We start from the raw sequence: 25,254 nt of genomic DNA on the forward strand, positions 1-25,254 counted from the left end.
CATGAAGAACCGTCCTCGGGGCGGTCTGGGACGGGGCCTGGGGGCGCTCATCCCGACCGGGCCGGTGCCGGGTGCCGCCGGCACCGTGACGGCCGAGCCGGAGAACGGGCATGTTGACGCCGACGACGGTGCGACGGCGGGGACCCTGTCGACGGCTCCGGTCGTATCGACAGTCCACCAGCCCGAGCCGACGCTCAGCCCCGTGCCGGGTGCCCGGTTCGCGGAGATCCCGGTCGACGCCATCGTGCCGAACCCGAAGCAGCCCCGCCAGGTCTTCGACGAGGAGGCGCTGGAGGAACTGAAGACCTCGATCCAGGAGGTCGGTTTCCTTCAGCCGATCGTCGTACGCCAGCTCGACGACGAGAAGTACGAGCTGGTGATGGGCGAGCGCCGTTGGCGGGCCGCCCAGGCGGTGGGCCGGGAGAACATCCCGGCGATCGTCCGGGACACCCGCGACGACGCCATGCTCCGCGACGCGCTGCTGGAGAACATCCATCGGGCTAACCTGAACCCGTTGGAAGAAGCCGCCGCGTACCAGCAGTTGCTGGAGGAGTTCGGTGCCACCCACGAGGAGTTGGCGCGCCGGATCGGCCGCAGCCGGCCGCAGATCTCCAACACGATCCGGCTCTTGAACCTGCCGGCCCAGGTGCAGCGCCGGGTTGCCGCAGGCATCCTGTCTGCCGGCCACGCCCGCGCGCTGTTGAGCCTCGACGACTCGGAGGCCCAGGAGCAGTTGGCGTTGCGCATCGTGGCCGAAGGGCTGTCGGTGCGGGCGACCGAGGAGATCGTGGCTCTCACCCTGAACGACGGCCCCGCGAAGGGCCAGGCCGCCAAGCGGCGACCAAAGCCGCACGCGCCCGCCCTCTCGGATCTCGCCGATCGACTGTCGGATCGCTTCGACACCCGGGTGAAGGTGGACATCGGCCGGAGCAAGGGCAAGATCACGATCGAGTTCGCCACGGTGGACGACCTGGAGCGGATCGTCGGCATCATCGGCGTACCGCAGGAGGAGGAGACGGAGGACTAAGCGTCCCGCCTCCCTCTACGGCCGCGCTACCCCTCGGGGTGCGCGGCCGTTCCGCATCCGTCCCCGTTTCACGTGAAACGGCACCACACGTTCAGCGGTCCGGACCCGTCTCCTCTCGACTGGCCGGCCCCGGCCCCGGGTGCCGGCCCGGCCGTAGGTGCCACTGGCGTGCGCCCATGAACGGTGCCATCTCGGTGCGGCGGACGAGGGTTCGGTAGGCCGGTCGGCACCTCGGCACCTCGGCACCTCGGCACCTCGGCACCTCGGCACCTCGGCGGCGCGGCGCCCAGACGTAGGGCCGAGGTAGTCGAGCCTCGGCGGCGCGGCGGCCACACCTAGGCCGAGATGGTGGACGCCTCGGCGGCGCGGCGGCCAGACCCAGGCCGGGATAGTCGAGCTTCGGCGGCGCGGCGGCCCGACCTAGGCCGGGAAGGTCGACGCCTCGGGGCGTGGTGTCGAGATGCCTAGGCGGACTTCGCGGGGCCTTGGCAGCGTGCTGCTGAAACCTCGGGAGTTGAAGGCCAGAGAGGTCGAGCGCCGCCACTGAGCGGAACCAGGGTGGGCCGGCCGCGAATGTCAGTGCGGGCCCGCGCCTGTGAGGCGCGGAGTGAGCGCCGCCGTTTGCGCGATGTCCGTGAGGGCTCGGCCGTGCGAAGTTCACCGAGGGCCGACCCAGCGCAGTGTCAGCGAGGGCGGCGCCGGGTCGGCTGGAGAAGCGCGCGGAACGGCTAACCCTCGCCACCGAAGCCAGCGAGGGGCGGAACGGGCGGCGGATGACCTACAGGAGCGATGAGGGCCATCGCAGAGCATCGGGTCGACCCGAGGCGCCCCCCTCCGTCCTCAGGCCGGCAGCGGCTCACTGAGAGGGCGCACGGGGGCACCTGCTCGTCTGCCCCGACGGGCGTGCCGTCGCGGACTGATTCAGAGCCATCCCGTTTCACGTGAAACGGCGACCAACGGCGCCAGCGGCCGCCAGACGGGCACACCGCCAAGGCCTCCGAACCGCCGGGCCAGGCGATCTCGGTGCCCCTGCGCCAACACCGCGACGACGGGTACGCCGGCAACGACCGAGAGGCCGAAAAGTTATCCACACCCGTTGTCCACAGGCACCCCTCGTTTCACGTGAAACCCCGCGTGAAAGCGGGTGTCAGCCTGTGGATGACGGCCTGTGTTCGCGATCTCGGCAGCCTGTGGATATCGCTCTGGCGATCAGCGCTGCCGGGAACAGCGATCGACGATGAACGCTGATCGGGAGGGTCGGGACCGGTCGAACAGGTAGGGGACAGCGGTGCCAGACTCGGTTAGGGTCAGCGTCGTGCACGACACCCCTCCCTCAGTCCCGGACTTCACCCAGTGGCCCTCGTTTCCCTTCGAGGGTGACCTCCGCGTGAAGCAGCTCGAAGACCCGGTCCCGGTCGAACCGCCACGCAAGGGCGAGGGCCTCCGGGAATGCACCGCCTGCAACGCGCCGGACGACGCCTACATCTGGGTGGGAGAGCGGTGGCGGGTCCGCGCCATGGACCGGCCGACCGGCCTGCCGATGGTGCTCATCCTGGAATCGCGGACCCACCTCGACCTGGGTGACCTGCCGAATCTGCTCGCCGCCGAACTGGGCGTGATGACGGTACGTCTGGAGCGGGCCATCCGGTCGCTGGACGGCGTGGCGCGGGTGCACGTCAACCGATGGGGCGACGGCTCCGCCCACCTGCACATGTGGTTCCTGGCTCGACCGTACGGCCGGCTTCAGTTGCGAGGGACCTTCCTGTCGCTGTGGGATTCGATCCTGCCGCCGATCTCCGAGGCGCAGTGGCGGGAAAATCTGGCGCTCGTCGCTGCCTGGCTCGCCGAGTTCGGTGGCCGGCCGTTGGCCGAGCCGCCCCGCATCCAGTGGCAGGCGCCGTCGAGCCTGCTGGCCCAGTCCGCGGCGGCGGCGGCCCACGCCGCAGCCGCCCAGGAGGAGGTCGTGTCGGTCATCGAGGCGGCCGAGGAGATCCCGGAGCCAGCAGTCGAGAGCGACGCCGACGCCGGCACCCCCGACCCTGGCGCCGACGGGGACGGGAACGGCGGCCCGAGGCCCCTGGCCCTGGACACCAGCCCGGGGGCCGCGTCCCCCGGCGGCCGCGGTGAGCCGGCGACCGGCGCCACGGCAGCGTCCGCGGCCGCGTCAACGAACTCCGACAGCGCGACTGCCGAAGACGTGGCCGAATCCGCGACGGCCCGCAAAGACGCCCCAGAGCCGGCAGGTGATCAGCCGCGCCCGGTCATTCCGTCCCCCCGCAGCGCCCCCACCACCGTCACCGACGCCGGGCGCATCCCACCCGACGTACACGCGCCACGCTGACCGCCGGTTCGGCCGTGGGTTGGCGAGAGTCCGCGGATGCGGCACCCGCCGACCGCACGGCCGGCGGGTAGTGCGATGGGTCGAGGTCAGGGTCAGGCCGTGCGGCGGGCGGCGGCCCGGGTCACCAGCGAGCCGAGGAGGCGGCCGAAGTCCAGGCCGGCGGCCTGGACGGCCAGCGGCAGCAGCGACGTCTCCGTCATGCCGGGCGAGACGTTGACCTCCAGCACGTGCGGCTGGCCGGCGGCGTCCACGATCACGTCGACCCGGGACAGGTCCCGCAGACCGAGCGCAGTGTGCGCGGCGAGAGCGACCTCGGCCACCGAGGCGGCCACCTCCGGCTCCAGCCGGGCCGGAGCGTGCCACGTGGTCCGACCGGCGGTGTAGCGGGCGGCGTAGTCGTACACGCCGTTGCGCGGCACGATCTCCACCGGCGGCAGCGCCTGCGGGCCGTCCCCGAGGTCGATCACGGAGACCGCCACGTCCATGCCGGGCACGTACCGCTCCACCAGGGCGGTCGAGTCGTACGCGAAGCAACCGACCATCGCGGCCGGAAGTGACGCGGCGTCCCGGACCACCGCGGCGCCCAGGCCCGAGCCGCCCTGCGTCGGCTTGACCATGAGCGGAAGACCGAGCCGGTCGGCGATCCGGTCCAGCACGGCGACCGCGCCCAGTTCGGAGAAGCGGTCGTGCGGCAGGGCCACCCAGTCCGGCGTGGGGATGCCGGCCTCGCGCAGGACCGCCTTCGCGGAGGGCTTGTCCCAGGCGAGCCGGGAGGCCCGGGCGTCACAGCCGACGTACGGGATGCCGCACAGGTCCAGCACTCCCCGCAGCGAGCCGTCCTCCCCGGTGGCGCCGTGCAGGGCGATCACGACCGCGTCCGGCGGGTCGGCCGCGAGGGCTGGCAGGAGTGCCACGTCGGCGTCCCGCAGCTCGGCCTCGACGCCGACGGCACGCAGAGCGTCGAGCACCCGACGACCGGAGCGCAACGACACGTCCCGTTCGTAGGAGAGCCCGCCGGCGAGCACCAGCACGCGCAGGTCGGCCGCGACGGCGGAATCGGTCACGGAGAAGCGCTCGGCAGCGGTCGTACCCATGCCGGCATCATGCCAAGTCGGGACCCGGCACGTCGGAGCCGGGCCGGCCCCGCCGGCCGGCGGCACCACCCACGGCGCCGAAGACGCGGCGCGTCGCGATCTCCTGCTCCATGACGCCGGCCAGTCGGCGGACGCCTTCGCGGATCCGCTCCGGGGGTGGGAAGCTGAAGTTCAGTCGCATGGCGCCGGTGCCCGTGCCGTCGGCGTAGAAGCCGGTGCCGGGCACGTAGGCGACCCGGGCGGCGATGGCGCGCGGCATCATGGCCTTCGAATCGAGCCCGTCCGGCAGGGTGGCCCAGACGAAGAGGCCACCGGCCGGGGTCGTCCAGCTGGTGCCCTCGGGCATCAGATCGGCCAGCGCGTCGAGCAGTGCGTCGCGGCGTTCGCGGTAGACCTCGCGGTAGACCTTGAGCTGCTCCCGCCACGGCATGGTGCCGAGGTAGGTCGCCACGGCGGCCTGCGCGTAGCCGCTGGGGCAGAGGATCTGCGCCTCGCTCGCGATGACCAGCTTGTCGCGGACCGCGTGGGGCGCGAGGATCCAACCGACCCGCAGGCCGGGAGCGAACGTCTTGGAGAAGGTGCTGAGGTAGAAGACACCGTCGCGCCGGCGGGCCCGCAGCGGCGCCGGGGCCTCACCCTCGAAACCCAGCTGACCGTACGGGTCGTCCTCGATCACGAGCAGGCCGGCGCGCTCGCAGATGTCGAGCACGCGTTCCCGGCGCTCCTCGCTGAGCGTCACGCCGGCCGGGTTCTGGTAGGTGGGGATGGTGTAGAGGAACTTGACCCGCCGGCCGGCACGGGCGAGGTCGGCGATGGCCGTCTCCAACGCCTCGGGGATCAGCCCGTCGGCGTCCATCGGCACGTGCACCACCTGCGCCTGGGCGGCCTGGAACACCCCGAGCGCGCCGACGTACGTCGGGCCCTCCGCGAGCACCACGTCACCGGGGTCGAGGAAGAGCCGGGCCACCAGGTCGAGCGCCTGCTGCCCGCCCACCGTGACCACCACGTCCTCGGGCGAGGCGCCGCACGCGGCGTCGATCCCGGAGAGCGACATCACCTCGCAGATCCGCTCGCGCAGCTCCAGGGTGCCCTGCCCGATGCCGTACTGAAGGGTGGTCGCACCGTGCTCGGAGCCGAGCCGACCCAGCATCTCGCCGACCGCGTCGAGCGGCAGCGCGGCGATGTACGGAGCGCCACCGGCGAGGGAGACGACCTCGGGTCGACTGGCCACCGCGAAGAGTGCTCGGATCTCGGAGGCGGTCATCCCGCGTACCCGCCGGGCGTACCGGTCGGTGTAGTCGTCGAGTGTCGTGCCGGTCATGACCTCACCTCGATCGCAGCTCGGGTGGCTCCCGCCCCGGGTACCCCGCACGCTCCTGACCATGGCGGACGGGACACCGATTGTCGATCCTAGTCCGCCGAGGCCAGCATGCCTCCGCGCCGGGACGGATCGACCACATGGCGGACCGTCCCCGGTGGGGTGGGCATTTGCGCGTCCCCTCCCGTCCGGTCGATCGGCGGCGTACGATCGCTCGTCGGGGGCAGGAAGGCGGCGCTGTCGTTCCATGCCGGCCTCACCACCGAGCCTATTGTGGGGATGCGCCATATGTCGCGACGTCTGGTCAGCCTGACCCTCGACACGCTGGAAGACCTTCCGCGCCCCTGCCGCCAGTGCGTCTACTGGGAGCTGGATCCGGTCTCGGCCGACCGGGCCTGCGCCGCCGGTGACCCGGGCCTGGAGAAGGAGGCGTGGGTCTCCCAGACCCTGCTGGAGTGGGGCTCCTGCGGCAAGCTCGCGTACGTCGACGGCATGCCGGCGGGCTTCGTGATGTACGCCCCGCCCGCCTACGTGCCCCGCTCGATGGCCTTCCCGACGTCGCCGGTCTCCGCCGACGCCGCCCTGTTGATGACCGCCAACGTGGTCGCCGCGTTCGCGGGTGGCGGGTTGGGCCGCATGTTGGTGCAGGGCGTCGCCCGGGATCTGACGAAGCGGGGGATCAAGGCGATCGAGGCGTTCGGCGACGCGAAGTTCGGTGACGCGGACGATCCGGCTGGCGGGTGCGTGGCACCGGCCGACTTCTTCCTCTCCGTCGGCTTCAAGACGGTACGTCCGCATCCCCGGTTTCCCCGGCTGCGCCTCGAACTGCGCACGGCGCTGAGCTGGAAGTCCGACGTCGAGTACGCGCTGGAGAAGCTGCTCGGGTCGATGAGCCCGGAGACCCTCCTCCGGCCGGTCCGGCCCGCCCCGGCCACCCGCTCCACCAGCGGCTGACGCGCTCGGTCGTCAGTCGACCACCGTGCCGGCGGTCACCACCGCACGCAGCTCGCTGACGTCGAGGGAGCCGGTCGGCACGTCCCGTTCGATCGGGTAGTACATCCGCTGCACCGCGGCCACGATCGCCTCCACCACCCGGTCCCGAAACCGGGGGTCGACGAGGCGGGCGCGGTCCACGGGTGACGTGAGGTAGCCGACCTCGACCCGGACCGCCGGCATCCGCGTCAGCCGCAGCAGGTCCCACGCCTTGGCGTGCGTACGGCAGTCCCGCAGCCCGGTCCGCGCCACGATCTCCCGTTGCACCAACCCGGCCAGCCGCTCACCGGTCGCCGACGTCACCCCGTTGTCGGTGCCGTAGTGGTACGTCGCCACCCCGTCCGCGTCCGGGTTGGCGTGCCCGTCCAGGTGCAGCGAGATGAAGACGTCGGCGCCGAGCGAATTCGCCAGCAGCGCCCGGTCGGTGTCCGGCAGGCACTTGTCGGGCGCGGGACCACGGGTGAGCTGGACCCGCACCCCGGACGCGGCGAGCCGCCCCTCCAGCCGACTCGCCAGGTCGTGTACGAGATCCGCCTCCGTCCAGCGCAGTGGCCCGTCCGGCACCACCATGCCCGGGTCGGTGCCACCGTGGCCGGGGTCGATGACCACCGTCTTGCCGACCAGGGCCGGCCCGGACTGGCGGATCGCGTCGGACTCGCGAAGCCACTGGGGGCGGCCGCCGACGACCTTGCGACCGATCCGGCGCAGCGCGTCCATGGTGTGTGGCCCGCAGGAGCCGTCGGGGGTGAGCCCGACCTCGCGCTGGAACTGGGCCACCGCACGGGAGGTCCGGATGCCGTAGATGGCGTCGGCGCGGCCGACGTCGTACCCCATCTCCAGCAGTCGTTCCTGCAGCGACCGGACGTCCTCACCGGTGAGCGGCTCGGGGATCGCGTGATAGAGGGTGCGGGCGCCGAGCCGCCAGCGTGCGGCGTCCAACGCCCCCCAGGTCTCCGAGCCGACCCGGCCGTCCACGCTGAGCCCACGGGACTGCTGGAACGCCCGCACCGCGCGTTCCGTGTCCAGGTCGAACTCGTCGGTGTGCGGACCGGCGGCGAGCAGGTCGAGGCCGGTGAGGATGGCACAAATCTCCGTGACCGCGGGTCCCCGGTCTCCGGCTCGGATCGGACGCACGCACGACCCCCTCTGCACGAATCTGGCTGGCCGGGCGGCCCCGGCTTGAGGTTATGCGTTCCGGGGCGACCAGGTGGCTCGGCCTGGAAAAACGCCGTTCCTGCCGGCCGGGGAGACAGCGAACCCCGCACCCGACGAGCGGGTACGGGGTTCGGTGGTGTCTCTGCGGATCAGAGGGCCGACTCGATGAGCCGGACCAGCTCGCCCTTCGGCTTGGCGCCGGCGATCGACTGCACGGGCTGGCCGTTCTTGAAGACGGTGAGGGTCGGCACCGACATGACCCGGTAGGCGCGGGCGGTCTCCGGGTTCTCGTCGATGTTGAGCTTGACGATCGTGACCTGGTCGCCCATCTCGCCCGCGATCTCCTCGAGCAGCGGCGACACCTTGCGGCACGGCCCGCACCACTCGGCCCAGAAGTCCACCAGCACCGGCTTGTCGGCCTGCAGCACGTCAGCGACGAAGCTCGCGTCCGTGACCGCCTTGGTATTTCCCACTATTGCCCCTCCTCCGGGATGTGTTTCCTGTTTCAGCTGAGCGTCGCGATGAACCGCTCGGCGTCGAGCGCGGCGGCGCAGCCGGTGCCGGCCGCGGTGATCGCCTGGCGGTAGGTGTGGTCGACCACGTCACCGGCGGCGAAGACGCCGGGCACGCTCGTCCGGGTGCTGGGGGCCTGGACCTTCACGTAACCCTCGTCGTCCAGCTCGACCTGGCCCTGGAAGAGCTCACTGCGCGGGTCGTGACCGATGGCCACGAACACGCCTGTCACGTCCAGCACCTTGGTCTCGCCGGTGTGCACGTTGCGGACCCGTACGCCGGTGACCTTGCCGTCGGCGCCCAGGACCTCTTCGACCGTGCTGTTCCACTCGACCTTGATCTTCTCGTTGCTCAGCGCCCGGTCGGCCATGATCTTGCTGGCCCGGAACGAGTCGCGCCGGTGGATGATGGTCACCGAGTCGGCGAAGCGGGTGAGGAAGCTGGCCTCCTCCATCGCCGAGTCACCACCGCCGACGACGACGATGTGCTGGTTGCGGAAGAAGAAGCCGTCACAGGTGGCACACGAGGAGACACCGTGGCCGAGGTATTCCTGCTCACCCGGCACACCCAGCGGACGCCAGGCCGAACCGGTGGAGAGGATGACCGAGCGGGCCCGGTAGGCGGTCTCGCCGACCCACACGGTGCTCACCGCGCCGGCGCCGGAGTCGCCGGTGTCGACCAGCTCGACCCGGGTCACGTCGTCGGTGAGGAACTCGGCGCCGAACCGCTCGGCCTGCTTGCGCATGTTGTCCATCAGCTCGGGGCCGAGGATGCCGTCGGCGAAGCCGGGGAAGTTTTCCACCTCGGTAGTGGTCATCAGCGCGCCACCGGACTGCACGCCCTCAATGATCAGCGGCTTCAGGTTGGCGCGCGCCGCATAGACCGCCGCCGTGTAACCGGCCGGGCCGGAGCCGATGATGATCAGGTTGCGGACCTCGTCCACTGCCGTCTCCCGAGTTGTGTGTGTTCGGCGTCGGCGCGCGCACCGATGCTGATCCGAGTGCCGACGCCTGGGGGGTGCCGGCAGCTGACTTCCAGAACGTCATCGTACGAAGCGGGGATTCCCGAGCCGGGCATCCGGTGGGTCACGTCACGTGGACGCTCATCGCACCGATGACCGCGGATTCACCCTACCCGCGCCGAATACCGGCTGTCCGAGCCGGACCCGGGTACGCCACACTCGGGGCCGCTCACCCAGGCCCAGCGGGCCCCGGTCGCGTCGGTGAACCGGATCACCAGCGCCTGCTCGCCCTGGAACCGCGCGTAGTCGATCACTTCCACGACCAGCGGGGCCGAGCCGTGCTCCGCCGCCACGGCCGACAGGCAGGCGGTCAACGCCGCCTCGCCGCTCAGCCGAGCCAGCTGGTCCGACCCTCCGGGGGCGGGCCGTCGACCCCCTTCGGCGTCCACCCCGGGCTGTTCGCGGGGACCGCCGCTGCTGTCTCCCAGCAGCGGCGACGGCCGTGTGGTCGCCGTCTGGCCGAGGGTCTGCGGGGTGTAGTCGATTCCGCTGTGCAGCGCGGGCGCGGAGGTGCGGGCCGCCCCGGCCGCCGCCGCACCCGCGGGTGCGCTGACCGGACGGTCCATGGCACCGGTGTCCGTGGTGTTCGTCGACAGTTGCTGGAGGCCCAGACCGACCGCGACGACGGCGGCCGCCGCGGCGGCCACCGGAGCGGCCCTTCGAGCCCAGCGCCGCTGCCGGCGACCCGGGCCGGTGGTTCTGCCGCCCCCCGATTCGGTCGGCGACGGGCTGCCGGGTCGACGGCCGCCCTGTGCCGGGACACTGACCGGCGTCGCGGGAGCAACCGGCTCGGGCGACCCGGTGGCGTCCGTGAGGGTGGCCGGGGCATCGGCCGTCGGGGTGTCGGCAGCGGCCAGCGCGGCGGCGATCCGTTCGGCGACGGCCGGGGGCAGCTCCGGGGAGGGCTCGGCCCAGCGGGCCAGCTCGGCGCGGACCTGCGTCACCGCGGGCGCCAACAGCGCGTACGCCTCGGCCCAGGCCGGGTCCGCGTCGACCAGCCGGGCGATCTGGGCCTGCTGTGGTGTGCCGTCCAACGCGCCGCCGAGGTAGTCAGCGAGCAGGTCGGTGTCGACCTCCCTGAACCCCTCGTTCGTCACGTGTCCTCCTGGCTGGCGTCCTGCCGGTACCGAACCGACCCCGATCCGACGCCCTCGGCCGGGCGCGGGTTCCCCGGCGTGACGCCGGGCACGTCCGCGTTCCGGCCGGCCGGGGCCGGCTGCGATGGCGTCGCCGGCCGCAGATGCCCGAGCAGCACGGCCAACCGTGCCCGTCCCCGGGCACAGCGACTCTTCACCGTCCCCTCGGCGACACCGAGGATGCGGGCCACCTCGGCCACCGGGTAGCCCTGCACGTCCACCAGCACCAGGGCGGCCCGCTGCTCGATCGGCAGCGCGGCGAGCGCGGCGCGGACGACGAGCGCCGTGTCATGGTCCTGCGCCGGCGCGGCCGGCTCGACCCCGCCGGTGCCCGATCCGTCGCCGGACCGGTTGCCGTCGGGCAGTGGCACGGTGGGGTGCGCCTGCCGGCGTCGGATCCGGTCCAGGCACGCGTTGACCACGATGCGGTGCAGCCATGTGGTGACGGCGGAGTCACCACGGAAGCGGGCGGCCGCCCGGTGTGCCGACAGCAGGGCGTCCTGGAGGGCGTCGGCGGCCTCCTCGCGGTCACCGAGCGTCCGCAGGGCCACCGCCCAGAGCCGGTCGCGGTGCCTGTGGAACAGCACCGCGAAGGCGTCCCGGTCACCGGCGACGTGGGCGCGCAGCAGCTCAAGGTCCGTTGCCGCGTCGCGCCCGTCCATCACCACGTCCAGCGGATGCGGTGCCCGGGTCGTGCTGGCCGGATCACGAACCCTGGACCGTAATCTCCTGCACGCCGAGCCGGAAGCCGTCCTCGTCGCCGATGGCCGGCAGCTCGGTGAACCAGAGCAGCAGGTAACGGTATTTCTCGTCGGCGTTGAAGCCGTTGAAGGTCATCGTGGTGCCGTCGTGCTCCTTCAGGACACCGATCTCGGTCTTGTAGTTCGCCACCATCTGCTTGTCGCCGTTGGAGGTCGACGGGTAGCCGGACGTGCCGGCGAGCAGCTTCGCGGTGGCGCCTCGACCGGAGAGCACGGCCTGCACCGACTTCACCGTGTGCGGCGAGCCCAGATCCAGCCAGACACCCATGCCGGCCTTGAGGTTCCCGTACGTGGCGTTCGGATAGCGGTCGGTCTCCCAACCCTTGTCGTTGTCGCCGTCGATGATCTTGTCGGCGCCGCCGAGTTCGTCGCGCTTGCTGCTGTCCGGGTCGATGATCCGGATGCCCTGTACGCCGAGGTTGCGGACCGTGGCGGCGGCCGGGGTGGCCTCGCCGGCCGGAGCGCTGGCGGTGGGCGTGGCCCCGGCGGTGTTCTGCGGGTCCTTGTCGTCGCCGCCGAGCGCGCTGATGCCGATGAGCAGACCGACCAGGGCGACCGCCAGCAGGCCGGCGATGCCGATGGCGACCTTGCGACCACCGGCCGCGGCCAGCGGGGACGGCTCGTCCTCGGTGTCGGCGGCGAACCGCAGCGGCCCGCCGTTGTCGAGGTAGTGCTCCTCCTCGGCGGGCACGTCCAGCCGGGCCAACTCGGCCGCCAGCACGTCGGACGACGGCGGAGCGATCTCGGCGTCGAGCAGATCCATGGTCAGGTCGTCCAGGTACGCGGGCACCCCGGCCCGAACCTGGCGGGGCGCAGCGAGGGTGCCCCCGGCGTCCCGGACCGCGTCCGGGATGGCGGCCCGACCATGGCCGGCGGTGGCGCCGCGCAGCGGTGCCTCGGCGTGCGGCCAGTGACCGGTCAGTGCGAAGTAGAGGACGCCGCCGACCGCCCGGATGTCACTCTCCTGGCTGTCGTCGCCGTCGGTGCGCGCGTCGGCCAGGACCACGCGACCCTCGTCGCTGATCATCACGGTGCCCGGGTGGACGTTGCCGTGCACCATCCCGGTGGCGTGCACCGCGGCGAGCGCGCTGGCGACGGCGTTGCCGATCGCGGTGGCCCGCGCCGGGTCCAGCGGACCCTCGGCGGCCAGGTCGCGCAACGACTGCCCGTCCACCCACTCACGGACCACGTACGCCCGCTCGGCCTCGTCGATCGCGTCGTAGACGCCGACCAGGTTGGGGTGGATGACGCGGCTGGCCGCGACAGCGGCCTGGAGCATCTCGGTGGCGGAGTCGCCACCCGGGTAGCGCAGCACCACGGCGACGGGGCGGCGCAGGATGACGTCGACTCCCCGCCATACCAGCCGACCCGCGCTGTCGTTGTTGATGTGCTCGACCAGCTCGTAACGTTCGGCGAGGATTTCACCGGCCGTGGGAGCACCGAAGGTCATGACCGGAGGAGCGCTCTCGTCCGCCTCCTGACCCTCGCCGACCTGGGTCACCCGTCCTCCCTCGGTGATCGTGTCGATCGATGGACCCGCACTGCTGGGCATGTGGCTTCCCGCTCTGCCGTCGAAGGAACCGGCCAACCGGTGTCGACGCGCAGCGTCGGCGCCTGCCGTACCCGTCGAGAGCGACCTTACCCGGGTTGCCCGTCTCCCCGACATGTCATCTTCTTGCCGTACCCGGCGGGGTGCCGGGAGTCGGGGAAGTCGTCCGGTTACGACCGTTGTCAGCCACGTTGCTGGCACATGTACTAGCCAATCTACGGCTTCACCGCAAGTGACCGACGCCGGGGCCGGACCTGGCGTGGTGACCTCGCCAACCGCCTGTTCCCGCCGATCGGGCGGCCACGCTCAGCCGTACGGTTGGTTATCCACAGGTCGATCCGGTTGTTGACCGGCGAATCGCGGAGTTATCCACAGGTGCATCCCCAGCCTGGTGATCCGTGGTCACGTTCCGTGTGGCTATGACTTTCGGTGCCCGGATCCTTGCGGTCAGCGACCGAGGCGGCGGCGGACCATGCCGACCACCTCGGTGATCTCCCCGATCCGCAGCACCATGGCGAGACCGAGGTACGTCCCACCGATCACCGCGCCACCGATCACGAGTTGGACGATGGCCTCCAGGCGTGTCGGCGTGTCGTCGCCAGGCAACAGCTTGACCACGAGCAGGCCGACCAGCGCCGCGCCGAGTGCCGCGACCAGGACCCGACCGCCGGTACGCATGATCGCCCCGAGGCCGATGCGCCCGACCCGGGGGCGCAGCAGCCAGGCGGAGCCGACCGCCGCCGCCAGGTAGGAGACCGCGTTGCCGATCATCATCCCGGCGCCGGCGAAGCTGGCGGAGAACGCCACGAAGAGCACGATCTGCACGCCGATCCGCAGCGCCACCACCGGAATGTTGATCAGCGCGGGGGTGCGGGTGTCCGGCAGGGCGTAGAAGGCGAAGGTGAAGAGCTGGCTCACCGCGAACGGAACCAGCGCCAGCGCGGCGGCGAGCAGCACGACGGAGGTGGCGGTGGCGTTGTTCTCGTTGAACGCGCCGAACCGGAACAGCGTGAACGCGATCGGCGTGGCGAGGACGGCGTAGCAGACTGCGATCGGCGCGAGCACCGCCGTGACCGTGCGGGTGCCGCGCGACAGGTCGGCGGCGACGTCGGCGTACCGGCCGTCGGCGGCGGCGGCGCTCATCCGGGGCATCAGCGCGGTGATGATCGAGACGGCGATGATCCCGTGTGCGGTCATCAGCAGCAGGAAGACGTTGTTGTAGATCAGCGGGCCGGCCGCGTTCTCCTTGCCGGCCCGGTTCAGCAGGTTGAACAGCACGATGAGGCCGACCTGGCTCACGGCGACGTAGCAGATCATCCACGCCCCGAGCCGGCCCAGCTCGCGTAGGCCGAGCGCGCGGAAGTCGAAGCGCAGCTTCCAGCGGAAGCCGACCTTGCGCAGCGCCGGCAGCAGACCCCCCGCCTGGACCGCGACGCCGAGCAGGGTGCCGCCGCCGATCAGCAGGATCCGCCCGGTGGTCATCTCCTCCGGACGGACGATCTCCGCGCCGAACACGGCGATGTAGAGACCCGCCGTCCCGATCACCACGAGGTTGTTGAGGATCGGCGCCCACATCGGCGCGGCGAAGTGCCCCCGGGTGTTGAGCACCGCGCTGATCAGCGCGCTCAGCCCGGAGAAGAAGATCATCGGCAGCATGAGACGGGCCAGCCCCGTGACCAGCTGCGAATAATCGCCACTCGACGGGCCGCTGCCATAGAGCCACGTCAGCGTCGAGGCGAAGGCGACCGCGAGCAGCGCCGCGACGCCGAGGGCGAGCACCGCCAGGGTGAGCAGCCGTTGGGCGTACGCCTGGCCGCCGTCGACGTCGACCTTGCGGCGACGCACCAGCACCGGAATCAACACGCTGGTGAGCACGCCGCCGAGCAGGAACTCGTAGACCATCCCGGGCAGGATCTGCGCGGTGGTGTACGCGTCACCGACAAGCGCGCCGCCAAGCGCCGCCGCGATGACCAGGTTGCGCAAAAAGCCCGTACCCCGGCTGACCAGGCTGCCGACCGCCATCACCGCGCTGTTGGTCGCGGCGCTCGCCTCGCCCACCTGCTCCTGCGGTGGGGCGGTCGACTCCATGGCCGGCTGGTTCAGGGGCTCGGCCGAAATGAACGTGGCGCCGTCGGAGGGGCGGACGTTGGCTCCCGCACCGCCGTCCGGCGCGGCGTTCGCGCTGCGGTAGAGCCCGCCGCTCATCTCCAGCCTCCCAGGGGTACGTCGAGCCGGGCGCCGACCCGCACGTCACAGACCATAGTCAACCCCTGCCCGATACCCGCGCCCGGCGGATCGGATCACACCCCGGCCCGATAAGCTGGCGATCCCATGTCCGAAGCCTCCGCTCCACACGCCGCCGACCGCCGCGAACTCACCGCCGCGCAGCGCAACGCCGTCGCCGAACTACTCCGGGTCTCTCCGGTCGCCGACGAGTTGGGCCGCCGCTTCGTCCGCGCTGGGCACGAGCTGCACCTGGTGGGCGGTTCGGTGCGGGACGCCCTGCTCGGCCGGCTCGGCGACGATCTGGATTTCTGCACCGACGCCCACCCCGACGAGACGCTGCGGATCATCAAGGGCTGGGCCGAGTCGATCTGGGAGACCGGCCGGGAGTTCGGCACCATCGGCGCTCAGCGCGACGGCCTCCGACTGGAGATCACCACCTTCCGCGCCGAGTCGTACGACCAGGTCAGCCGCAACCCGGTGGTGGTGTACGGCACCAGCCTCGACGAGGACCTGAAGCGGCGTGACTTCACCATCAACGCGATGGCCGTCAGCCTGCCGGAGCACCGCTTCACCGACCCGCACGGTGGGCTGGACGATCTCTCAGCCAAGGTCATCCGTACGCCGAGCACCCCGCGTGAGTCGTTCGGCGACGACCCCCTGCGGATGCTGCGGGCGGCCCGGTTCGCCGCCCAACTGCGCTTCGCCGTGCACCCGGACGTGCACGCGGCGATGACCGAGATGGCCGCCGACCTGGACCGGATCACGGCCGAGCGGGTGCGGGACGAGTTCACCAAGCTGCTCTGCGGCGCTGACCCGATCACCGGGCTGCGGCTGCTTGTCGACACCGGGCTGGCCGAGCGGTTCCTGCCCGAGCTGACCGGCCTGAAGCTGGAGATCGACGAGCACGCCCAGCACAAGGACGTCTACGAGCACACGCTGACGGTCGTCGAGAACGCCGTCTCCTTCGAGGAGGACGGCTGCGACTTCATCCTGCGGATGGCCGCCCTCATGCACGACGTGGGCAAGCCGGCGACCAAGTCCGTCGGGCCGGACGGCCGGGTCAGCTTCCACCACCATGAGGTGGTGGGCGCGCGGCTGACCAAGGCCCGGATGAAGGCCCTGCGCTACCCCAAGGAGATCACCGCGAAGGTGACCGCGCTTGTCGCGCTGCACCTGCGTTTCTACGGGTACGGGCGGGGCGAGTGGACCGACTCGGCGGTGCGCCGCTACGTCGCCGACGCCGGTGACCTGCTGCCCCGGCTGCACAAGCTGACCCGCTCGGACTGCACCACCCGCAACCGGCGCAAGGCTGCCCAACTCGCCGCCGACTACGACGCGTTGGAAGACCGGATCGCCCGGATCGCCGCCGAGGAGGACCTGGCCCGGGTCCGTCCCGACCTGGACGGCAACGCGATCATGGAGCTGCTCGGCGTACCGCCGGGGCCGGTCGTGGGGCGGGCCTGGAAGCACCTCAAGGAACAGCGCCTGGAGCACGGCCCGCTGGACCGCGACGCCGCCGAGGCCGAACTGCTGCGCTGGGCCCGCGCCGAAGGCCTGATCCCCTAACCGCCCGCCCGCCCCGCCCGCCCGCCCGGCGCGGCCGGGGCGTCGCTCCCGGAGTGAGAGCGACGCCCCGATCGGCGTTACCTGCTAGCGCGTCTCGACGGCCGTTCCGTCCACGGACGGGCCCTTGCCCGCGGGAGTGCCGTTGCCGCCGGGCGTGGACGCCGAGCCCAGCCGCGCCAGCAGGCCGGCCAGGTCGATGCCGGTCAGGTCGCTGCCGAGCTGCAGTCCCTGGGCGACGTTGCCGGCCACCGACTTCGTCAGCGACGACGCGCCGTCGGTGGAGATGACTGTCATCTTGTCGATCGCCCCGATCGGAGCGCTCGCCGCCTCGACCACCTGCGGCAGCACCTTGACCAGGAGGTCCAGCACCGCGGCCTCGCCGTACGCCGCGAACGCCTCGGCCTTGCGGGCCATCGCGTCGGCCTCGGCCTGCCCTCGGGCCAGGATCGCCGCCGCCTCGGCCGTACCCTCCCGCTCGACCGCCTCGGCGATCGCGGAGCGCCGCCGCTGCTCGGCCTCACCCTCCTTGGCACCCTCGATCGCGTTCGCCTCGGCCAGCGCGGCCCGCCGGGCCCGCTCGCCCTCACCGGTGAGCCGTGCCTGCTCGGCGGAGGCCTGCGCGGCGGCGATGACCGCCTGTCGCTGCGCGTCGGCGCTCAGCACCGCAGCGTTGCGGGCCGCCTCGGCCTCCTGCTCCACCTTGTACCGGGCGGCGTCGGCCGGCTTGCGCACCTCGGTGTCCAGTTGACGCTGCTTGAGCTCGGCGTTGCGCTCCGCCACCTTCTGCTGCTCGGAGAGGATCGCCTGGTCCCGCTCCGCCTGGGCGAGCGGGCCGGCCGCGGCCGACTTGGCCTTCGCCGCGTCGATCTCCGCCTGGATGCCGGCCTGCTTGAGGGCCAGGTTCCGGTTCGCCTCCGCGATGGCCTCCTCGGCGAGCAGCCGCTCCTGCTCGGCCTGCTGCCGAGCCCGCGCCTCGGCGATCGCCGCGTCCTTGAGCACCCGGGCCGCCTCGGGTCGCCCCAGATCCTGCAGGTACGAGCCCTCGGCGAGGATGTCCTGGAGTTGGAAGGTGTCCAGCACGAGACCCTGGTTGGTCATCGAGTGCTCGGCCTCCTCGGCCACCGCGCTGGCGAACGCCGCCCGGTCCCGGATGACCTCCTCGACGGTGAGCCGGCCGACGATCGAGCGCAGCGCGCCGGCCAGCACCTCCCGGGTGAAGTTGTCGATCTCGGCCTGCTGGTGCAGGAACCGCTGCGCCGCTGCCCGGATCGCGTCCTCCGTCCCGCCGACCTTGACGATCGCCACGCCGTGCAGGTCGGCTCGGATGCCCTGCTTGCTGACCGCGCCCCGGATGCCGACGTCGATCCGCCGGCTGGACAGGTCGAGCGACTGGAGCTTCTGCACCACCGGGAGCACGAAGACCGAGGCGCCCAGCACCACCTTCTGCCCGGAATTGTCGGTCGACCGGGCACCGTCGGCGGTCTGCGTGGTGCGGCCCTTGCGGCCGGTGACGATGAACGCCTCGTTCGGCCCGGCCACCTTGATCCGGGAGAGAACGAAGAACACCAGGACGAGCGCGAGGAGAACCGCGCCGCCGACAGCTATCAACAGGGGCATGGAGGGGAAGTCCCGTCTGCGAGGAGGAAATCAGTAGGTTTCGACGTGCACGCTGGTCTCGCTGAGCGCCTGTACGACGAATATCTGAGCGCCGACCGGGATCGGCTGGTCGGCGCGGGCGTTGAGCTTGACCGGCTGCCCGGCCACGCGTACCCGCACCTCGCCGTACCCGTTCATTGGCACCGGGGTCACCACCAGGCCGAGCGCGCCGACCAGGTCGTCCCGGGTGGGGGTGGGGTCGGTGCGCATGTTGCGCGCCGCCCGACTGAGCCGCGACGCCAACCACGCCGTGGGCACGGCCGCGAGCAGGCCGCCGGCCGCCGCACCCGCGATCAGCGCGGGGGTACGCGCGCCGAGCAGCTCGTTGACGATCGCCCCGCCGAACCCGAACGCGCCGGCGAACCCGGCGACCGTCTCGGTGGAGATCGGCCCGTCCACGTCGGCGTGCCCGAAGTGCAACAGCTCGCTGCCGAGCAGGGCGAGTGCCAGCACCCCGACACCCGCCCCACCGATGATCAGAAAGATGAGCGTCCCCGTGGCCACGACCCGCACGGTATCGACGTGGTGCAAGGTTCAACAGTTACCAAGGCGCGATGATGATCTACCGATGCGGGTCGCTGCCGCTGCGATCCGGCGGCTGAGGAGTGGCTTTCGGCTCGACGCTGGTAGCCGGGCCGGCGAAGGGGTCCGCGACAGGGACAATGGGTCGATGCGCTGGACCGTGCTCGACTCACCGATCGGCGAGTTCTCCGTGGCCACCGACGGCACAGGTGTCCGCGGAGCCCACTTCGGCCGCGTCGAGGGGGCGGCCGACGAGCCCGACGACCCGCTGTCCCGGCAGACCGTCGCCGAACTGCGGGCGTACTTCGCCGGCGAGCTGAGCACGTTCACCGTGCCCGTGTCGCCTCCGCGTGGCTCCGACTTCGAGCGGGCTGTGTGGCGGGAGATGACGCGCATCCCGTACGGCGAGACGTTGACCTACGGCGAGGTGGCGCGGCTGGTCGGGGATCCCGGGGCGGCGCGGGCGGTGGGGGTGGCCTGCAACCGCAACCCGATCCCGGTGATCGTGCCCTGTCACCGGATCGTCGGCGCGGGCGGCAAATTGGTCGGCTTCGGCGGGGGCCTGCCACGCAAGGTCAAGCTGCTGGAACTGGAGGCCGGCGTGGCCCTGCGACAGGCCTGGGCCTGACCGCGTTGCTCTGAGGCCCATCTGCTGATCGTTGGCGGCTGAGCAGCTCGACACGCCGAGCACCGCGCTGCCGAGGCGCCACCGATCGCCGCACCGCAGTGCCAGACGCGGCGAGGGGCCGGGTCCGACAGGACCCGGCCCCTCGGCCGTGCTGATGCTCAGCGGGTCAGCGCTCGACCTCGCCGGCGATGAACTCCTCCACGGCCTGGTGGGCGTCGTGGTCGGCGTACTGCACCGGCGGGGACTTCATGAAGTACGACGAGGCCGACAGGATCGGGCCGCCGATCTTCCGGTCCAGGGCGATCTTCGCGGCCCGGACCGCGTCGATGATGACGCCGGCCGAGTTCGGCGAGTCCCAGACCTCGAGCTTGAGCTCCGCGTTGAGCGGGGTGTCGCCGAACGAGCGCCCCTCCAGGCGGATGTACGCCCACTTGCGGTCGTCCAGCCACGGAACGTGGTCCGACGGGCCGATGTGCACGTCGCTCTTGCTCATCTCGTGCGGGATCTGCGAGGTGACCGACTGGGTCTTCGAGATCTTCTTCGAGACCAGCCGCTTGCGCTCCAGCATGTTCATGAAGTCCATGTTGCCGCCGAAGTTGAGCTGGTACGTGCGCAGCAGCTCGACGCCGCGGTCCTCGAAGAGCTTCGCGAGGGCGCGGTGCACGATGGTGGCGCCGACCTGGCTCTTGATGTCGTCACCGACGATCGGCAGGCCAGCGTCGGTGAACTTCTGGGCCCACTCCGGGTCGGAGGCGATGAAGACCGGCAGGGCGTTGACGAACGCGCAGCCGGCGTCGATCGCGGCCTGGGCGTAGAACTTGGCGGCCTGCTCGGAGCCGACCGGGAGGTAGCAGACGACGACGTCGACCTGCGCGTCGCGCAGAGCCTGCGCCACGTCGACCGGGGTGGCGTCCGACTCCTCGACGATCTCGCGGTAGTACTGGCCCAGACCGTCGAAGGTCGGACCGCGCTGCACGGACACGCCGGTCGGCGGCACGTCGCAGAGCTTGATGGTGTTGTTCTCGCTGGCGACGATCGCCTCCGCGAGGTCCATGCCCACCTTCTTGGCGTCCACGTCGAATGCCGCGACGAACTCCACGGCGTTGACGTGGTAGTCGCCGAAGGCGACATGCATGAGACCCGGGACGCGGTCGTTCGGGTCGGCGTTCCGGTAGTACTCGACGCCCTGAACCAGGGACGAGGCGCAGTTACCCACACCGACGATGGCGACGCGGACGGAGCCCATAGCGTCTGCCTCCTTCTTTTCTGTCACGGCCGCTCTTTCCTGGTCTCTCCAGGTGGAGGCGGGCTGTTGTCTTCTCGTCGGCCACCGGCCGTCCCGTGCGGGACCGTCGGGGCTCGGCCGGAGCGCTCGTTGGCGATGAGCTCCTCCAGCCAGCGGACCTCACGCTCACAGGCGTCCAGGCCGTGGCGCTGCAGTTCCAGGGTGTAAGCGTCGAGGCGCTCGGCCGCCCGGCCCAGCACGTCGCGAAGCCCTTCGCGACGTTCCTCGATCTTGCGTCGGCGACCCTCCAGAATGCGCAGGCGGGTCGCCTGATCGGTCCGGGCGAAGAACGCGAAGTGCACACCGAAACCCGTGTCGTCGTAGGTCTCGGGCCCAGCCTGTGCGATCAGCTGGGCGAAGCGTTCCTTGCCCTCCGCGGTGATTTTGTAGACCACCCGACCTCGTCGGCTCGTCAGCGCGGGAACCTCCTCGGCGGCGGCGGGCGTCTCGGCAGCTTCGGTGATCCATCCCGCCGCCTGCAACCTGCGCAGGGTCGGGTAGAGCGAGCCGTAGCTGATCGCCGCCCGGATCGCGCCGAGTTTGGCGGTCAGCTCCTTGCGCAGCTCATAGCCGTGCATCGGAGACTCCTGCAGGAGGCCGAGGATGGCGAATTCGAGCACGAGCCACCCTCTCTTTACCCTCCGGCGCGGAGCGGTAACCGCCGCGATGTATCGGACCGATACATCGCACGTTAGCGGGTCGCGTGGGCCAGGGCAAACCCCCGTTCCGGGGTCCCGCCGTCACGGATCGTGACCGTGGTCGCCTCGTCGGGCCGGACCGCGTACCCTTCTCCGCATGCGTACGCAGCGCCAGGTCGTCGACTACTCGCTTCAGAAGCGAGCAGTGCTGCGTGAGCTCCTGGCCGGCCGGGTCGGCACTTACGACGTCTGCGACGCGTCGCCGTACCTGAAGAACGCTGCCCGGTTCCACGGTGAACCGACCGACCGCCGCTGCCCCATCTGTCGCAGCGAGAACCTGACCCTCGTCCACTACATTTACGGGGACGAACTCAAGCAGTCCGCCGGACAGGCCCGCACACTGGCCGAGTTGCCCGTGCTGGCGATGACGCTACGTGAGTTCCAGGTCTTCGTGGTGGAGGTGTGCCTCGGCTGTGACTGGAACCATCTCGTCGAGCAGTACCTGCTCGGCCGGGACGGTCTCACGGGTGACGGCGACGGTGCTGGCGCTGGCGAACAGAACGCGGCGGGCGCCGAAGGCGCGGGTCGGCGGAGGCGAGAGGCGCAACGGTGATCTCAGTTGGTTCGACCGGCCCCGGGGCCGTGGACATGACCCGGGACGGCCGACCAATCGTTGGTCCGATTGGCCCGATTGATACAGCAATGACCTTGGCGAGCCGGCACCCCCGTGCCGGCGTCCCGGGTGAAGCAACTCACGGCAACCCGGTGGCGGCGCAGTCGCGTCCCACCGCGACCGGCAGGGTGTGAGGAATGAACTCGTACGGTGATCCCAGTTCTGCGCGCGGGCGGGCCCAGTACCCGGGCCCGGACGGCGACCCCGGACCGGGCGCGGACGACGCGTACCGCCGACCCGGCGGTGACTCTCGTGCAGGCGGCTGGTCCGCCTCGGAGCCTGCGGCACCCCCCGGCCGTGCCTCGGTGACACCGCGGGCCGCTGGCGGTCGTGCGTCGGTGGGTGGTTCGGCCTCCGTGCCGCCGCGCGGCGGTGGCGCGGCCGGGTCCGGGTCGGCGGGCTCGGCCACGCCGGGCCGGGGCGGCCGTGCCTCGGTGCCCGTGTCGCCGGCGCCGGGTGTGGCCGCGGGCCGTGCCGGCGCGGGCCGGGCCTCCGTTCCGGTGTCGCCGGCGCCGGGCGCACCCGCGGGCCGGGCGCGGGTCGGCACCGCCGCCGTCGGCGCCGCCTCGGCGGGCCGGGCCAGCGTCGGCTCCGCGTCGGTGGGTGGCCGCGCCGCGGTCGCCCGGGCGAGTGTCTCGCCGGTCTCCGGCGGGCCGGGCGGCCCCGGAGGGCCTGGTGGGCCGAACGGTCCGGGTCGCGGGGGCCGGGGCGGTCGCGGCGCGGGTGACCCGGCTGGGGCGGCTCGGGCCAAGAAGCGCAAGCGGATGAACCTGCTGATCGCCGGGTTCGCCGTCTTCATCATGCTCGCCGGCGTCGGTGTGGTCGGGTTCACCTACTACTCGACGAACGTCGTCATGCCCAACGAGTTGCCGCTGCCGCTGTCCACCACCGTGTACGCCAAGGACGGCAAGGTTGTGCTGGCCAAGCTGGGCAGCGAGAACCGCACCTTCGTCACCATCAACCAGATCCCGGAGCACGTGCAGCACGCGGTGGCGGCAGCCGAGGACCGGAACTTCTACCGGCACTCGGGCGTCGACTACAAGGGCATCGTCCGGGCCGCGTGGAACAACGTCTCCAACGGTGACAAGCAGGGCGCCTCGACGATCACGCAGCAGTACGCCCGCAACGCGTTCGAGAATCTCAAGGACGACACGTACGGCCGCAAGGTGAAGGAGGCCATCCTCGCCTCCAAGCTGAACGACGCGTACAGCAAGCCGGAGATCATGCAGCACTACCTCAACGTCATCTACTTCGGACGCGGCGCGTACGGCATCGAGGCGGCGGCACAGACGTACTTCGGCAAGTCGGCGATCAAGCTGACCCCCGCCGAGGGCGCGGTCCTGGCCGCATTGATCAAGCAGCCGGTCGCGACCGACACCCACAAGGGTTACGACCCGGCGGTCAACCCGACCGACGCCAAGACCCGGTGGGACTACGTGATCGACGGGATGAAGAAGGAGAAGTGGCTGGACCCCGCCACCCCGATCGAATACCCGAAGGTGCTGCCACCGAAGAAGGGCGGCAACGGCTTCGGCGTCGACACCCCCCGGGGCAACGTCATCAACTACGTCCGTCAGGAGATGGACGCGATGGGCCTCTGCTCCGACACCGGCGCGGAGGGCAAGACGAGCTGTGTCGACGCGCTGCGGGACGGCGGCTACCGGATCACCACGACCATCGATCCGAAGCTCCAGACGGCCGCCGAGAACGTCGCCATGCAGTCGAAGAAGGGCTCGGAGCTCAACGACCAGCCCAAGAACCTGATGGCGGCGGTGGTATCCATCGACCCGAAGAAGGGCCGCGTGCTCGCCTACTACGGCGGTGACAGCGGTGCCGACTTCGACTACGCCGGCAAGAACATCGACAAGAACGGCGACCTGACCGGTGGTCATTCACCGGGCTCGTCGATGAAGGTCTACACCCTGGCCGCCGCGATCGAGGCCGGCATCTCGGTGAAGTCGCACTGGGATCCCACGCCGTACAAGCCCGAGGGCTCCAGGGACCCGATCGGTAACGCCAACCGCACCAACCTCAAGTGCGGCAAGTGGTGCACGCTCGAAGAGTCGACGATCCAGTCGTACAACGTGCCCTTCTACTGGGTCACCAGGGAAATCGGCGCCGAGAAGGTGGTCGACATGGCCCACAAGGCTGGCGTCACCACGATGTGGGGCGTCGACCCGCCGAAGGCCTTCGATCTGTCGAAGAAGGGGCCGAACCCGTTCGACAACTACACCGGTTTCGGCAAGTACCCGATCACCGTGTTCGACCACGCGAACGCGATGGCGACGTTCGCCAACGACGGCAAGTACATCAAGGCGCACTTCGTCACCAAGGTGGAGCAGCAGGACAAAGACACCGGCAAGTGGAAGGTCGTCGGCAGCGAGCGGATCAAGCCCGAGCCGCGGATCGACAAGAAGATCACCGATGAGGTCACCGCTGTCCTGAAGCAGATCCCCGCCCCCAACCATCTCTCGCTGGAAGAAGGTCGCCAGGCCGCGGCCAAGACCGGCACCTGGGAGTACGACAACAAGGACAACGCGCACGCCTGGACGGTCGGCTACACCCCACAGATCGCCACGGCTGTCTGGGTGGGCAGCCGGGATCCGAAGAAGCCCCAGATCCGCCTCACGGGTGGTAAGCCGATCGGCGGTTCGACCCTTCCCGGCCCGATCTGGGAGAAGTACATGAACACCGCCCTCAAGGGGCAGGAGGAGATCCCCCTGCCCACCGTTACCGGCGAGGGCGACGCCACCAAGGGCAACGGCAAGGAGCCGGCAGCACCGCCGCCGCCCGTTCCGGGTGGTCCGGGTGGTCCGGGTGGTCCGGGTGGTCCGGGTGGTGGGCAGCCCTGTGACCCGCTGACCAACCCGTTCTGTCCGCGTACCGACGGCAACGGTCCTGGAGGCCCTGGCGGTCCCGGAAACGGCGGAAACGGTGGCGGGCTGCTGCCCGGCCTGCCCCCGACCACACGGGACTAGAACCACAGCGCACACGACGCCGCCGCCGGCCGGACGACATGTCCGGCCGGCGGCGGCGTTCTGCTGATCATCGAGCTGAGGTGGCCACCTCGAGGATTACCCGGAACTGATGAGCGGTCGGTGGTGCGGCGATGACGCTCGATGTCAGGCTGCCGTTGTCCCTTCTACCTGATC

General features: G+C 71.1%; 20 protein-coding genes. 7 read left to right on the forward strand and 13 right to left on the reverse strand.

What is annotated here, in order from left to right:
* The first annotated feature begins 1 nt into the window (after nt 1).
* Nucleotides 2-1,027, forward strand: a complete 1,026-nt coding sequence (locus tag ACGGAQ_RS06935) for a ParB/RepB/Spo0J family partition protein (RefSeq protein WP_393045311.1) — start codon at nt 2-4, stop codon at nt 1,025-1,027.
* A 1,315-nt stretch (nt 1,028-2,342) separates the two neighbouring features.
* Nucleotides 2,343-3,368 carry a hypothetical protein gene (locus ACGGAQ_RS06940; protein ID WP_393045313.1) on the forward strand — a complete coding sequence of 342 codons (1,026 nt, stop codon included), beginning with the start codon at nt 2,343-2,345 and terminating at the stop codon, nt 3,366-3,368.
* Between the two features lie 92 nt (nt 3,369-3,460).
* Here the strand turns inward: ACGGAQ_RS06940 and ACGGAQ_RS06945 are convergent, their stop codons facing one another.
* Together ACGGAQ_RS06945 and ACGGAQ_RS06950 are read right to left on the reverse strand one after the other, a co-directional pair.
* A complete protein-coding gene (locus tag ACGGAQ_RS06945; RefSeq protein WP_354854826.1) occupies nt 3,461-4,462 on the reverse strand; it encodes a D-alanine--D-alanine ligase in 1,002 nt (333 codons plus the stop codon).
* Between the two features lie 7 nt (nt 4,463-4,469).
* Nucleotides 4,470-5,783 (reverse strand): PLP-dependent aminotransferase family protein, encoded by a 1,314-nt coding sequence (locus tag ACGGAQ_RS06950; protein ID WP_393045315.1) that lies wholly within the window; start codon nt 5,781-5,783, stop codon nt 4,470-4,472.
* 285 nt (nt 5,784-6,068) lie between these two features.
* On the opposite strand from ACGGAQ_RS06950, the gene ACGGAQ_RS06955 reads away from it, so the two are divergent.
* Nucleotides 6,069-6,734, forward strand: coding sequence for a GNAT family N-acetyltransferase (locus tag ACGGAQ_RS06955; protein ID WP_234588686.1), 666 nt, complete (start codon nt 6,069-6,071; stop codon nt 6,732-6,734).
* 12 nt (nt 6,735-6,746) lie between these two features.
* On the opposite strand, the gene ACGGAQ_RS06960 is transcribed toward ACGGAQ_RS06955, so the two are convergent.
* From ACGGAQ_RS06960 to murJ, 7 genes are all read right to left on the reverse strand, one after another.
* Nucleotides 6,747-7,907: an N-acetylmuramoyl-L-alanine amidase gene (locus ACGGAQ_RS06960; RefSeq protein ID WP_393045317.1), complete on the reverse strand. Its 1,161-nt coding sequence runs from the start codon at nt 7,905-7,907 to the stop codon at nt 6,747-6,749.
* A 170-nt stretch (nt 7,908-8,077) separates the two neighbouring features.
* Complete coding sequence (gene trxA / locus ACGGAQ_RS06965; RefSeq protein WP_007453873.1) at nt 8,078-8,401, reverse strand: thioredoxin; 324 nt, start codon at nt 8,399-8,401, stop codon at nt 8,078-8,080.
* Between the two features lie 32 nt (nt 8,402-8,433).
* Nucleotides 8,434-9,384, reverse strand: a complete 951-nt coding sequence (trxB, locus tag ACGGAQ_RS06970; protein WP_354854819.1) for a thioredoxin-disulfide reductase — start codon at nt 9,382-9,384, stop codon at nt 8,434-8,436.
* A gap of 182 nt (nt 9,385-9,566) precedes the next feature.
* Nucleotides 9,567-10,559, reverse strand: coding sequence for a hypothetical protein (locus ACGGAQ_RS06975; RefSeq protein ID WP_393045320.1), 993 nt, complete (start codon nt 10,557-10,559; stop codon nt 9,567-9,569).
* Nucleotides 10,556-11,260 (reverse strand): RNA polymerase sigma factor SigM, encoded by a 705-nt coding sequence (gene sigM, locus ACGGAQ_RS06980; protein ID WP_393045322.1) that lies wholly within the window; start codon nt 11,258-11,260, stop codon nt 10,556-10,558. Before sigM ends, ACGGAQ_RS06975 begins: the two co-directional genes overlap by 4 nt.
* A 43-nt stretch (nt 11,261-11,303) precedes the next feature.
* Complete coding sequence (locus ACGGAQ_RS06985) at nt 11,304-12,911, reverse strand: protein kinase family protein (protein WP_393045324.1); 1,608 nt, start codon at nt 12,909-12,911, stop codon at nt 11,304-11,306.
* Nucleotides 12,912-13,355: 444 nt separating this feature from the next.
* Nucleotides 13,356-15,113, reverse strand: coding sequence for a murein biosynthesis integral membrane protein MurJ (gene murJ / locus ACGGAQ_RS06990; protein WP_393045326.1), 1,758 nt, complete (start codon nt 15,111-15,113; stop codon nt 13,356-13,358).
* Between the two features lie 126 nt (nt 15,114-15,239).
* Between murJ and ACGGAQ_RS06995 the strand changes: the two genes are divergently transcribed.
* Nucleotides 15,240-16,700, forward strand: a complete 1,461-nt coding sequence (locus ACGGAQ_RS06995) for a CCA tRNA nucleotidyltransferase (protein WP_355063358.1) — start codon at nt 15,240-15,242, stop codon at nt 16,698-16,700.
* An 84-nt stretch (nt 16,701-16,784) separates the two neighbouring features.
* On the opposite strand, the gene ACGGAQ_RS07000 is transcribed toward ACGGAQ_RS06995, so the two are convergent.
* On the reverse strand, nt 16,785-18,317 hold the full coding sequence (locus ACGGAQ_RS07000) for a flotillin family protein (protein ID WP_393045328.1): 1,533 nt from the start codon (nt 18,315-18,317) through the stop codon (nt 16,785-16,787).
* Nucleotides 18,318-18,347: 30 nt separating this feature from the next.
* Nucleotides 18,348-18,869, reverse strand: a complete 522-nt coding sequence (locus ACGGAQ_RS07005; RefSeq protein WP_393045707.1) for a hypothetical protein — start codon at nt 18,867-18,869, stop codon at nt 18,348-18,350.
* Nucleotides 18,870-19,026: 157 nt separating this feature from the next.
* On the opposite strand from ACGGAQ_RS07005, the gene ACGGAQ_RS07010 reads away from it, so the two are divergent.
* Nucleotides 19,027-19,506 (forward strand): methylated-DNA--[protein]-cysteine S-methyltransferase, encoded by a 480-nt coding sequence (locus ACGGAQ_RS07010; protein ID WP_393045330.1) that lies wholly within the window; start codon nt 19,027-19,029, stop codon nt 19,504-19,506.
* Between the two features lie 166 nt (nt 19,507-19,672).
* Here the strand turns inward: ACGGAQ_RS07010 and ACGGAQ_RS07015 are convergent, their stop codons facing one another.
* Nucleotides 19,673-20,752: an inositol-3-phosphate synthase gene (locus tag ACGGAQ_RS07015; RefSeq protein ID WP_139588081.1), complete on the reverse strand. Its 1,080-nt coding sequence runs from the start codon at nt 20,750-20,752 to the stop codon at nt 19,673-19,675.
* A 23-nt stretch (nt 20,753-20,775) separates the two neighbouring features.
* A complete protein-coding gene (locus tag ACGGAQ_RS07020) occupies nt 20,776-21,411 on the reverse strand; it encodes a PadR family transcriptional regulator (RefSeq protein WP_393045332.1) in 636 nt (211 codons plus the stop codon).
* Between the two features lie 175 nt (nt 21,412-21,586).
* On the opposite strand from ACGGAQ_RS07020, the gene ACGGAQ_RS07025 reads away from it, so the two are divergent.
* Complete coding sequence (locus ACGGAQ_RS07025; RefSeq protein WP_354862693.1) at nt 21,587-22,042, forward strand: DUF5318 domain-containing protein; 456 nt, start codon at nt 21,587-21,589, stop codon at nt 22,040-22,042.
* 197 nt (nt 22,043-22,239) lie between these two features.
* Nucleotides 22,240-25,080: a transglycosylase domain-containing protein gene (locus ACGGAQ_RS07030; protein WP_393045334.1), complete on the forward strand. Its 2,841-nt coding sequence runs from the start codon at nt 22,240-22,242 to the stop codon at nt 25,078-25,080.
* Nucleotides 25,081-25,254: the final 174 nt, after the last annotated feature.

It is taken from the genome of Micromonospora sp. NPDC047557 (assembly GCF_043205095.1).
GTDB lineage: Bacteria > Actinomycetota > Actinomycetes > Mycobacteriales > Micromonosporaceae > Micromonospora.

What these genes read in the sequence shown, in the direction of transcription:
- ACGGAQ_RS07030 (WP_393045334.1), top strand. Translation starts at nt 22,240, where the DNA reads ATGAACTCGTACGGTGATCCCAGTTCTGCGCGCGGGCGGGCCCAGTAC.
- ACGGAQ_RS06985 (WP_393045324.1), bottom strand. Translation starts at nt 12,911, where the DNA reads ATGCCCAGCAGTGCGGGTCCATCGATCGACACGATCACCGAGGGAGGA.
- ACGGAQ_RS06945 (WP_354854826.1), bottom strand. Translation starts at nt 4,462, where the DNA reads ATGGGTACGACCGCTGCCGAGCGCTTCTCCGTGACCGATTCCGCCGTC.
- murJ (WP_393045326.1), bottom strand. Translation starts at nt 15,113, where the DNA reads ATGAGCGGCGGGCTCTACCGCAGCGCGAACGCCGCGCCGGACGGCGGT.
- ACGGAQ_RS06950 (WP_393045315.1), bottom strand. Translation starts at nt 5,783, where the DNA reads ATGACCGGCACGACACTCGACGACTACACCGACCGGTACGCCCGGCGG.
- ACGGAQ_RS06935 (WP_393045311.1), top strand. Translation starts at nt 2, where the DNA reads ATGAAGAACCGTCCTCGGGGCGGTCTGGGACGGGGCCTGGGGGCGCTC.
- ACGGAQ_RS07000 (WP_393045328.1), bottom strand. Translation starts at nt 18,317, where the DNA reads ATGCCCCTGTTGATAGCTGTCGGCGGCGCGGTTCTCCTCGCGCTCGTC.
- ACGGAQ_RS06955 (WP_234588686.1), top strand. Translation starts at nt 6,069, where the DNA reads ATGTCGCGACGTCTGGTCAGCCTGACCCTCGACACGCTGGAAGACCTT.
- sigM (WP_393045322.1), bottom strand. Translation starts at nt 11,260, where the DNA reads ATGGACGGGCGCGACGCGGCAACGGACCTTGAGCTGCTGCGCGCCCAC.
- ACGGAQ_RS07015 (WP_139588081.1), bottom strand. Translation starts at nt 20,752, where the DNA reads ATGGGCTCCGTCCGCGTCGCCATCGTCGGTGTGGGTAACTGCGCCTCG.
- ACGGAQ_RS07025 (WP_354862693.1), top strand. Translation starts at nt 21,587, where the DNA reads ATGCGTACGCAGCGCCAGGTCGTCGACTACTCGCTTCAGAAGCGAGCA.
- ACGGAQ_RS07010 (WP_393045330.1), top strand. Translation starts at nt 19,027, where the DNA reads ATGCGCTGGACCGTGCTCGACTCACCGATCGGCGAGTTCTCCGTGGCC.
- ACGGAQ_RS06995 (WP_355063358.1), top strand. Translation starts at nt 15,240, where the DNA reads ATGTCCGAAGCCTCCGCTCCACACGCCGCCGACCGCCGCGAACTCACC.